Annotated in this window: 5 protein-coding genes; 2 read left to right on the plus strand and 3 right to left on the minus strand. The window is 63.6% G+C overall.

Annotated features, from left to right (window positions below; translation table 11 throughout):
• Positions 1 to 220 precede the first annotated feature (220 nt).
• Positions 221 to 769 carry a recombinase family protein gene (locus FVD38_RS26095; RefSeq protein WP_308617244.1) on the minus strand — a complete coding sequence of 183 codons (549 nt, stop codon included), beginning with the start codon at positions 767 to 769 and terminating at the stop codon, positions 221 to 223.
• A 1465-nt stretch (positions 770 to 2234) separates the two neighbouring features.
• Here FVD38_RS26095 and FVD38_RS26100 point away from each other — a divergent pair.
• A complete protein-coding gene (locus FVD38_RS26100) occupies positions 2235 to 4253 on the plus strand; it encodes a DUF4214 domain-containing protein (protein WP_147937461.1) in 2019 nt (672 codons plus the stop codon).
• A gap of 10 nt (positions 4254 to 4263) precedes the next feature.
• Here the strand turns inward: FVD38_RS26100 and FVD38_RS26105 are convergent, their stop codons facing one another.
• Positions 4264 to 5232 carry a LysR substrate-binding domain-containing protein gene (locus FVD38_RS26105; protein ID WP_147937462.1) on the minus strand — a complete coding sequence of 323 codons (969 nt, stop codon included), beginning with the start codon at positions 5230 to 5232 and terminating at the stop codon, positions 4264 to 4266.
• A gap of 159 nt (positions 5233 to 5391) precedes the next feature.
• Between FVD38_RS26105 and FVD38_RS26110 the strand changes: the two genes are divergently transcribed.
• Positions 5392 to 6648, plus strand: a complete 1257-nt coding sequence (locus FVD38_RS26110; protein WP_147937463.1) for an aminotransferase class V-fold PLP-dependent enzyme — start codon at positions 5392 to 5394, stop codon at positions 6646 to 6648.
• Here FVD38_RS26110 and FVD38_RS26115 read toward each other — a convergent pair.
• On the minus strand, positions 6645 to 7760 hold the full coding sequence (locus FVD38_RS26115) for a DUF2325 domain-containing protein (RefSeq protein WP_370660658.1): 1116 nt from the start codon (positions 7758 to 7760) through the stop codon (positions 6645 to 6647). The two genes, FVD38_RS26110 and FVD38_RS26115, sit on opposite strands and share 4 nt — an antisense overlap.
• Positions 7761 to 8087 lie beyond the last annotated feature (327 nt).

Consider the following 8087-nt stretch of genomic DNA (forward strand, 5'->3'; position numbering starts at 1 on the left):
TGAGGCAAACTATTACAAGCAACTGAGCGGTCAAGCCATCCCGGCCTGACTCACACTAACCGGCCTCCACGAAAGCCGGGGCGATTCATCTCTATAGGTGTGGATTTTAGCTTTCCCCTATGAGACCTAAGGTCGGTATCGCTTCAAAACAGACCATTCCTGACCACCCTATATACACGATGTATTTACAAGGGGAGGCAAGGATCGTTACGCCGTCCTTTCACGCCTTAAGCATCCTGTAGATACTCGCAACACCGATACCAAGCTGCTTTGCTACAGCTTCCTTGGTTGCCCCTGAGGCCAACAAAGCCAGCACATCGGCTTTCTTAGCCAGTGCGGTAGGTTTCCTGCCCTTATACTTGCCCTCAGCCTTTGCCTTGGCTACGCCTTCCTTCTGACGCTCAAGCATGATTTCCCGCTCAAACTGGCCTACAGCACCAAGCATGGTAAGCATCAGTTTCCCGGTAGGCGTGGAAGTATCCAGACCAAAGTTCAACACCTTAAGCGATACGCCTTTGGCTTCCAGCCGCTCCGCAATCTCAAGCAAGTGTTGCGTGTTCCTTGCCAGCCTATCGAGCTTCGTTACCGTGAACACATCGCCTGACCTAGCAAAACTGATAGCTTCCTCAAGCTGCACCCGCTCGGCTACTGAGGACACCTGTTCCTGGAAGACCCGTTCGCATCCCTCAGCCATCAGCGCCGACACTTGAGCATCAAACCCTGCTACCTGTTCCACAGTGGAAGTCCTAGCGTATCCGATCAACATCATTGTTACCTATCAAATGATCCTTAGATATAGTGATAATACCCTATCAAAATTCTGATGGCAATCCTATTGGTAGGAAATATTGATACAGAATCACACTCTCACTAGGGCAGGGTCTAGTGATTGGGATCAAGTTGTCCTTACAGACCTCATAGAGAATCGCCTAGGAACGCTCTCGGCTTCTAGGGCACCCAGGAATATGGAACTGACCTCATCATTACTCAGGGGGCCGTAACGTATCAGGCATTCAATGGTTTCAAGAATCAGGCTGGATAGTACCGCTAGACCCTCTGCAATGGTGTGGGGCAAGATGAGCATTGGAGTCGAATGCGTATCTGGCACGAGCATATCTCCATGGCCTAGCGAAAAACTCATGGTCAAGGCACGGTAAGTTCGGTGAGTGAACTTCGACAGTTGTTGGTAAAACTTCTGTCTGGACTCTGCCGTGTCTTTACCATGCGCTGATTCCATGTACTTACGCATTGCCCCATGAGAAATCGTATCGTTCTTATACCATTCCCGTAGGGTGCGATCCGCTAGGCTGTTACTTGCATGCAGCACGCTTATAAGGTCAATCGTTTCGACGGCATCCCTGAACAGACGAAAGGCGACACGATGCCGTTTCTCGACAAACAGTTCGGTACATTCCTTGAGTGAGTCAACCAAGTCTAAGGAAAGCATCCAAGTGGCTTTCGCTAACCCTGTGTCATCTCGGTGGAACTTCATGGTGAACTGGTCAAGGCTAACGGTTAGGCCACTGAGTACCGCTGTTGCCTCCCTTATGAACTGATCCTGTGCCTCGTATTCGTACGGGTTGTCACGGGCTTCTTGAGGGTTTCGACTCCATACAAAACTTGGCATATGTCTCTGTCTTTGCTTGCAAGATGAACAAGACTACGAATTGTACAGTTCTAGGAAATGTGCTCTAGTGTAGACCCTTTAGTAACACCTAGGGCTTTGCAGCAAAGAGCGGGAAGGAATCCACGTAGGATGCGAAAGTACCCCCCCCCCCTTCGACGTTTGGAACGAATTCAAAAAAGAGGTAAAGCCCAATTCCTATGGCGTTGTTGTTGGGCTTTTTACGAGCGGGGGTGTTTTTCTGTACACGAATGACCCTCGTCTGATGCCTCCAGGTATCACATTTGGATCACATGGAGTAACACAGAGCATCTCGGTGCATCCTCAATACCACTTGTACTCGACAGTAAGTCCTTGATATGATTGGGGTTTGCAATACACTTAGTCCCACTCGTACAGGGGTTGGAACGCTGGTTCGATGTTGGTCAGCGGCACCAAAATTCGGTAGGTCCAAAAGGTTACATGCGCAAGCAGGTAACCTTTTTTGTTTTCCGGATGCGGAAAAGCCCGTGCAATGCGGCCGGCATGGAATCGCGCCATGCCGACGGGTTTCGAATCGTGCGCCGCCTGGGGTGGCTATACTTCCGGTATCCGATACCGAGGAACGATCATGGCAACCGCATTCACTTCCCAGGCCAGCGCAGCCGAATCCACCTGGCCGATCGAGCCGCGCTTTTCCTATCCCAACGGGGACGTGGTGCAGGTGGCCGAAAATACCCGAGACGTCACCGTCGACACCATCTATCAGGGCCCGTCCGGCCCGATCTACAACGACTACGTGATCACCGGCGGCGCCGATGCCGCGCTGTTCACGGTCGACCAGGCTACCGGCCTGCTGCGCTTCATCGCGGCGCCCGACTACGAGGCGCCGCGCGACCGCGGCGCCGGGGCGGGCAACAATACCTACCAGGTCGAGGTCACGCGCACCGATGGCGCCGGCACAGCCGCGCAGCTGTTGACGATCTGGGTTACCGACGTCGACGAGCGTCCCGGCACGGCGCCGCAGGTCAGCGTGATCGATAACCGCGAGGTGCGGGTGCACACGGTCACCGAGACCGACGGCACCCAGCGCCAGGTGCTGACGGCCGGCACCACCCGCGCGGCCGGCCCGGACACCAATGGCGACGGACTCACGAGCGCGGTGCCGATCGCCGTCGACGCCAGCGGCCGGGTGCTGCTGCGCGCTGATGTGTGGCTGGACATGGGCATGACCGCGAGCGGCAGCGTCGCGCCCGAGCCGGCCGGCGCCGCGCTGGCCGACCTGCTGCGCGAGGTGCGCCAGCACAGCGAGGCCGGCTCCGCCTCGCAGGCCAGCCTGGTCGCCGGCGCCACCCGCTTCATCGCCGAGGCGGCGAACACGCCGCTGCTGCTGCAGACGATCGCGCCGACGGCCGCTTTCGGGACGGCGCCGCAACCATACAGTCCCTTGGCACTGGTCGGCGTCGAGGCCGGCGCCGGCAATCCGCTGGTCGCCGTGGTCATCGATACGCGCGGCCTGTGGAACAGTAACGTCACCCTGGACCATATCGGCTTCGCCGCGCTGGCCGGCGAAGTCACGATCAGGGGCGGCGCCGGCGACCAGTACGTAGTGGCGGACGCCGACGCCCAGACCCTCAACCTGGGCGAGGGCGACGACGTGGTCTATGCCGGCGGCGGCGACGACATCATCGACGGCGGGGCTGGCGACGACCGCCTGCATGGCGAAAACGGCGATGACTACATCACCGGCGGCGCGGGCGACGACTGGATCGACGGCGGCGCGGGCACCGACACCGTGCGCCTGGCGGGGAGCCGGGCCGACTACACGATCCGGGTCGAACAGGGGCATGTGGTGGTCACGGCCCGCGACGGTGTCGAAGGCAGCGACTCGCTCGCGAACGTCGAGATCCTGAACTTCGGCGGCGACGGCGCCGAGCGCTCGGTACGCGGCACCGTCACGCGCATGATCGAGTCGCTCGAAGACCGCGTGGCGACCCGCGTCGAACTCGATGCCTGGGAAGCGCAGCATGGCGCCGGGATGTCGCTGCTCGAGATCGCGGCCAGCCTGCTCGCGGCGAGCGGCGCCGACGACGCCATGAGCGACGACGATTTCGTCATGTCGCTGTACGAGAACGGCATGGAGCGCGGCGGCAACCTGAGGGAGTTGTACGGCTGGCTGGTCGGGCTGGACGCGGGTGCGCGCACGCGGGCCGACGTCCTGCTGGAGTTCGCCGACCACTTCGCCATGCTGCAGTATATGGACTGGTACGGGTCCAGCGCCTGGATCGCGGACACCGATGTCGGCATGCTGGTGCGCATGTATGACACCTTGTTCGACCGCGCGCCGGACCAGGGTGGCCTGAATTACTGGATCGCGGCCAGCGAGAACGGCATCAGGATGGCGGCCATTGCCGACACTTTCGTCAACGCGGCGGAAGGCCAGTTCGGCGGCTTGAGCAATGCGCAGTATGTCGCCCACCTGTACCAGGCGGGCCTGGAGCGCACGGCCAGCCAGGCCGAGGTCGCGGGCTGGGCCACCTTGATCGACGACGGCACGCTCAATCGCGGCGACGTCCTGCTCGGCATCGCCAATTCGGCCGAGATGGCCGCACTGGTCGGCGTGATGAGCACCTCGATCGACCTGCTCTGAAGCCGTCGTCTCAGGCCGGGGGCGCCGCCAGCGGCTGGAACTGGTGCAGCGCCACCTTTCCTGCGCCCGGCGGCATGGTCGCGCGCAGGCGGTCCATGTCGGCCTGCAGTCGTGCGCGCATCGCGGCCAGCATCTGGCGCACGAAGGGCGACAGCGGGCGGCCGGCGGGCCACATCGTCAGCGCCGTGAACTCGAGCCGCTCCGAGAACGGACGGAACACCAGGCCCGCATCGAGGTAGTCGACCGCCGTGACCGGATTGACCAGGGCGACCCCGATGCGGTTGCGCACCAGTTCGCACAGGCTGAAGGTGTACGAGGTTTCGACCGCCGTCTGCAGCTGCACGCCGTGGCTGCGGCAGATCGCGTCCAGGCGCAGGCTCACGGCGTCGTCCGGCTGCAGCGCCACGAAGGGATGGCGCGCCAGCTGCTTCGGCGTGATCACGCTGCTGCGCGCCAGCGCGTGCCCGGCGGGCAGGGCGACCACGCCGAAATAGTGCGCGAACAGCGCGTGTTCGACGCCGGCGGTGGAGATGTCCTGGGCCGCGATGCCCAGCTCCACCTCGTCGCGCAGCACCTGGCTGCGTACGTCCTGCGACCCCATCACCTGCAGCGACACCATGCTGCGCGTGCCGGCGGCTGCCAGGTCGGCCAGCACGCGCGGCACGAAACCGGTGCCCAAGCCGGGAAAGGCGGCGATGCGCACGCGGCCGGCGCCGAACTGCTTCAGGCTGCGGATGCGCTGCTCGATCACGTCCATGCCGACGAAGTGGCGCTGGACCTCGGCCAGCAGGGCCTGTGCCTGCTGGGTGGGCTGCAGCTTGCCGCCGGGACGCTGGAACAGTTCCAGGCCGGCGCGTTCTTCCAGCCGGCGCAGCGCCATGCTGACGGCCGGCTGCGACAACCCCAGCACCTTCGCGGCGCGGGTGGCGGAGCCCGAGGTCATCACGGTGCGGAAGATCTCGATGTCGCGGCTGAGCATGACGATTGTCCGGTGGTGAAGGTGGTCCCGATTCTAACCCGGCGGCGTCCGTGTCGAGCGGGGGTATCAATGGCGCTTATGGGTTGATCATTCGCCAGGCAAGCGCATCGCGCTGGCCTGCCTATACTTTCCTGCACATCCATTTTCGGGGGAGCCTCCATGAATCCAATCGCCTATCGCCGCCGCAAGCTGCTGCGCACCGCCGCAGGCTTGAGCCTCGGGAGTGCGGCGCTGCCCTGGCCGGCGGCCGCCGCCTCGGCCGACGACGCCGGCCTGGGGACCAGCTACGACGTGGCCGGCGATATCGTCAATCTGGAAAACGCCTATTACGGCATCATGGCGCGCCCGGTGCTGGAAGACTACAAGCGCAATCTCGACTACCTGAACCGCCACAACACGCACTACCTGCGCACGCGCTTCGACCGCGCGGACATGACGGCGATCCGCGCGCAGCTGGCGGCGTATGCCGGCGTTGCGCCCGGCGAGATCGCGATCACGCGCAGCGCGGTGGAGTCGCTGCAGAACCTGATCCTGAACTACCGGCTACTGAAGGAGGGCGAAGCGGTCATGATCTGCAACCTGGACTACGGCACGGTGATGGACGCGATGCGCGAGCTGGCCAAACGCCGTGGCGCCGGGCTGGTCACGGTGACGATCCCCGAGCCGGCCACGCGCCAGAACGTCATCGACGCCTATGCCGAGGCGCTGCGGCGCCATCCGCGCACGCGGCTGCTGCTGCTCACCCACATCAACCATCGCACCGGCCTGGTGCTGCCGGTGGCCGAGATCGCGCGCATCGCACGTGAACGCGGCGTCGACGTGGTGGTGGACATCGCGCAATCGTTCGGCCAGCTCGATTTCCGCATCCCCGACCTGGGGGCGGACTTCGTGGGCGCCAACCTGCACAAGTGGATCGGGGCGCCGCTAGGGCTGGGCTTCCTCTACGTGCGCGAGGGACGGCTGCAGGACATCGACATCGATTGCGGCAATACCGAGCATCCGCCGACCGACATCCGCGCGCGTGTGAACGCCGGCACCCTGAACGTGGCGGCGGTGATGACGATTCCAAGCGCGCTGGCCTTCCATGCGCGCATCCCGCTGGCGGCGCGCGCGGCGCACCTGCGCGCGCTGCGCGACTACTGGGTGATACGGGTGCGCGGGCTGCCGAACGTGCAGGTGCTCACGCCCGACGATGCGGGGATGACGGGCGCGGTGACGTCGTTCCGCCTGAAGGGAAAAACGTCGTTCGAGGACAACGTGGCGCTGGCGCGCACGCTGGCCGAGCGTCATGGCATCTTCACGGTGGCGCGCGAAGGCCCGGTCGGCGGCAGCTGCATCCGCGTCACGCCTTCGTACTTCACGACCACGGCGCAGCTGGACCGCCTGGTGGCGGCGATCCGCGCACTGGCTGCTTAGCCGGGTTGGTCCTCGGTAGAGGCTTCCTGCAGGCCGCGCACCAGGCTCGAGACGCTCGGGTTGTCGACAAAGACGCAGCGCTTGCCGTGGCGCTTGCAGTGGTCTTTCACGCGCCAGTAGGCGCTGTGGCTGATGCAGCCGGTCTGGCAGATCACGAGGTCGGCCGCGGCCAGGCTGGCGTCGAGCTGGCTGCTGCTGTCTTCGAGGCCGCCGTCGTGGTGGGCGAACTGGGCGCCGACGCGCTCGATCATATTGCGGTAGATCGGCACGCTGCTGCTGCGGCCTCCGACGCACAGCACGCTGCGATTCTCCAGGCGCACCGGCGTCGCGACCGGCGCCACCTGGATCGGCGCGGGCGCCGCCACGTCGGCTTCCGGCGCCGGCGCGGGCGTACGCACCGCCTTCAGCTCGGCCAGCTGCACACGCAGCGCCTGTTCACGCGCTTCCATCTGCGCCACCCGCTCTGCCAGGCGCTCGCGCGACTCGAGGTCGGGAACGCTGGCCTGCAGCCGCGCCAGTTCTGCGCGCAAGGCCTGGACGTCGCCATCGCGCGCGATGGTCGCCGCCCGCGCCGCCCGCAGCTGGTTCTCGAGGCGTTCGCTCTCTTGCGCCTTTTCCAGCCCCAGCGCATTGCAGCGCTCCTGCAGCCGCGCCACTTCGCGTTCGAGGCGCGCGTTGTCGGCGACGACCGCATTGAACTTGTTGATATCGGCGCGCGCGCAGGCCCCGGCCTGGTGCTGCACCATATGGATATCGCGGCACATCTTTTCTTCGAGCGCGGTGGTGCAGCGCGGATGCGACAGCCCCGCCCAGAACGCCCCGGCGACGTCGCCAGCGGCCACCGCCGCATCCCACATGGCCTCGACCTGCTCGGTAGTCTTGGCAGCGCGGAAGCGCTGCACATGCTGCGCATAGCGCCGCTCGAGTTCCTTCTGCACCGCATCGGCGACCGGCGTGCGCAGCGCGCACTCGCTGACGGTGCCGACATGGATATCGTAGTCGTCATGCAGCACCTTCCCACCCGTCACCTTCTCCACCAGCTTGCGCAAGCCGCCGAGCGGCAACCCGACTCCGACCAGCGGGCAATGGCAGGCATGGGACAGCTCCCACACGCGCCGCCGGCGCGATCCCTGCAGTCCGTCTGCAGTGCAGGGTACGTTCGCAGCGTGTTTGTCGCACATATCGTTCCTCTCGACGCAAGGTAGTGGCATCAGATGATAATGATTCTCATTCATTATTCTATCTCACCCACCACGCCACGCAAGCGAAATCTTCACCCGTGCACGCGCCACCCCACCCAACATGAGGGTCAGAGTAGATTTATCGAGCAATTCTCCAGAATTGCTTTTAATTCGACTCTCGTATATTGAAGGTACCGCAGCGGAGCTGGTCTATGATGGCGACGAAGCGGTCGGGCGGAGTGATGCCGAACGACTCGA

This window comes from Massilia arenae, assembly GCF_008014745.1.
Taxonomy (GTDB): Bacteria; Pseudomonadota; Gammaproteobacteria; order Burkholderiales; family Burkholderiaceae_D; genus Telluria; species Telluria arenae.